At 37.2% G+C, this 2,532-nt stretch carries 1 protein-coding gene; it reads right to left on the bottom strand.

From position 1 onward, the window contains the following. Nucleotides 1-1,019: 1,019 nt before the first annotated feature. Nucleotides 1,020-2,240 carry an IS91 family transposase gene (locus L2567_RS20760; RefSeq protein ID WP_235299785.1) on the bottom strand — a complete coding sequence of 407 codons (1,221 nt, stop codon included), beginning with the start codon at nt 2,238-2,240 and terminating at the stop codon, nt 1,020-1,022. Nucleotides 2,241-2,532 lie beyond the last annotated feature (292 nt).

The following is a 2,532-nucleotide window of genomic DNA, read 5'->3' as shown; positions in this document are numbered from 1 at the left end:
GAAAATCGAAGCAAACTGCATGAATTTAAGATTCGATTATCGTGAGAACAAAGTGATCATAATTTGTAAAAATCCACTTGTAAGAAATACGCTATCAATGTGCAGTGCGCTGGCAAAGCACCCAAATGCAACCCTCTAATCTTTTCATTATCAACTATTCTGAATCAATTTTCAGAACTTTCAAAACGAGAAACGTATTCCGCCTAACGGTGATGACAAGCGAAGTTTCGCTCCTCATTAAATATCGTTTTCCAAAAATATGAATTTTTAGTTCTGCACATCACATTTCATACTATTCGAGGCGAAATTGCGTCTTGTCTAGTGTTAGGTGGAGTACAATTTAAGCGTTGGCCTCCATCTGAAAGTCTTGTCAGATTATAGATAATGCCGTTGGAATACTCGAATTTATCATTTAAAACTAGCGGACTCAGACGGACAAGAATAGTAAGTTGATTATCTGAAATTAATTGACATGTTCGGAATTCCAATCTTAATATTACTTGTAGAGAAAATTCAGACAGTCAGACCTGAAAATCGAAGCAAACTGCATGGAATTTAAGATTCGATTATCGTGAGAACAAAGTGATTATAATTTGTAAAAATCCACTTGTAAGAAATACGCTATCAATGTGCAGTGCGCTGGCAAAGCACCCAAATTCAACCCTCTAATCTTTTCATTATCAACTATTCTGAATCAATTTTCAGAACTTTCAAAACGAGAAACGTATTCCGCCTAACGGTAAGAGGATACGCTACGTGACGTCCTGAAAGGCGGCATGGAGTCGTATCCTGTGTTGTACGCAGTGAAATTAAATCTTATCTATGGATTTTACGCAAATCTTTGATTCCATTTATGGTCTTTGGATTCTTCTAATTGGAGAATACTAGAACTGAATGTCTTCTCTACTGATGATTTTGGGAGCTTATTTTCTTGTTTTACGCTCATTATTTTGCTTTATAACATACCTCTTCTAGGCCAACTCTTTGTTTAGCTTCATGAAAACCGGCCTTTTGTTTAATCAACTACTATCATATTCGAATGCTTTGAATGACTTCTCGTATCTGAATTGTTGAAATTTCATCGATCGGCGGCAACATAAACAGTATAACGGATCCGGTTTGCCTAATTTGATCATCGTTTTTCGCAATACTTCATATTCTCCCCAATCCATGTCCTCATCAAATAAATATTCACCCTCCAACTCTCCATGATATCTCATCTCATATGGAATGGACCACTTATACATCGAATTGTACAATCCATAATAGCGGACCATCTTAAAACCTGTTGCCGGAACATGCTGTAATAAGGAATCTAAGAATTCAATTAGCTGCATCTGTTTGATTCCAATACGAGGCTTTTCTCCCCTCGGTGTATTTTTGTAATCATTATATCTAAATCTGATCACTTCATCCGCTCTTTCAATCTTGTACTCACTCAAACAACTTCGCTTTGAATACCTGCCAACATAGCCTACTATTTGATTGATATCTTCTAAGGCCGGCTGGATACTCACTACCCATGGTTTACTATTCACACGTGCCAACCACTTTTTAAATTCCAATCCATCTTGCAATTTCTCAGATACTTTCAGTATTCCTTTTGCATGATTTTTAATTAATTGAGTAGTAAATATCTTACTGATCTTCTTTCCTAGAAATTGTTGGCGAGTCAGATAATTGTCCTTCAATACTTTAAATCCAGAATCCGTTAATTCTTGCCCTCCTGCACTGAGGATCATATGTACATGTGGATGATATTTTAAATCACTTCCAGCTGTATGTAAAACACTGACTATCCCGCATCGTAAATTGTGTTTTATCCTAAACCATTCCTGGATCGCCTCAGCACTCTTCTTAAATAGTAAATTATATATCTGGTCTCCATTGAGTTTACTAATGAATCTAAAGGCTTTAGGTAAGGTCACTATTACATGATGATGTTTGATATTCATTAGACTTCTCAAAGTTTTCTCTGCCCATTTCATTGTATCGGCTGCTCCACATCTTGAACAGAACCTATGCTTGCAAGACCGATGAATATGTACCTCTTCTCCACATTCCTCACAACTATATACCGCCAATCCTAAAGTTGAGGTTCTACAGCTCATTGCTTTGTTGACCGCTTTTATATGCTTATCTACAATAGGTAATTTTCGGTCTTTACTTCTGAGATAGTCTTGGAAGTGTTGGCTATAAATAGTACTTAAACGTATTTTATTATGTGATTGGGCGGTCATCAAAGGTGTGTTTCGATTCCTAAGTTAAGCATTATTGACCAGTAAAGCTAATCGATCTTACTCATGACGAAGTCATTGCGTACAACGGTCTCGCTGCATCCAGAGTCCGACCGATAGGGAGGATTATGTGATGAAGCCTGTTATCCCATGTAGTGTGCCCTGAAATTCCATCGGGTACTAAGTTAATCAAAAGTGGTTAATGGAAATAGATGGAGCATGTTGTAATTGAGATGAAAGACCTCTTCAAAGGTTGGATGGAAAGGAAACGAGCTGACTCCATGTAAGAATGGCA

It is taken from the genome of Portibacter marinus, assembly GCF_021533195.1.
Classification (GTDB): Bacteria; Bacteroidota; Bacteroidia; order Chitinophagales; family Saprospiraceae; genus Portibacter; species Portibacter marinus.
Note: the sequence above shows the minus strand (reverse complement) of the source record. Positions and strands in the feature narration are given on the sequence as shown.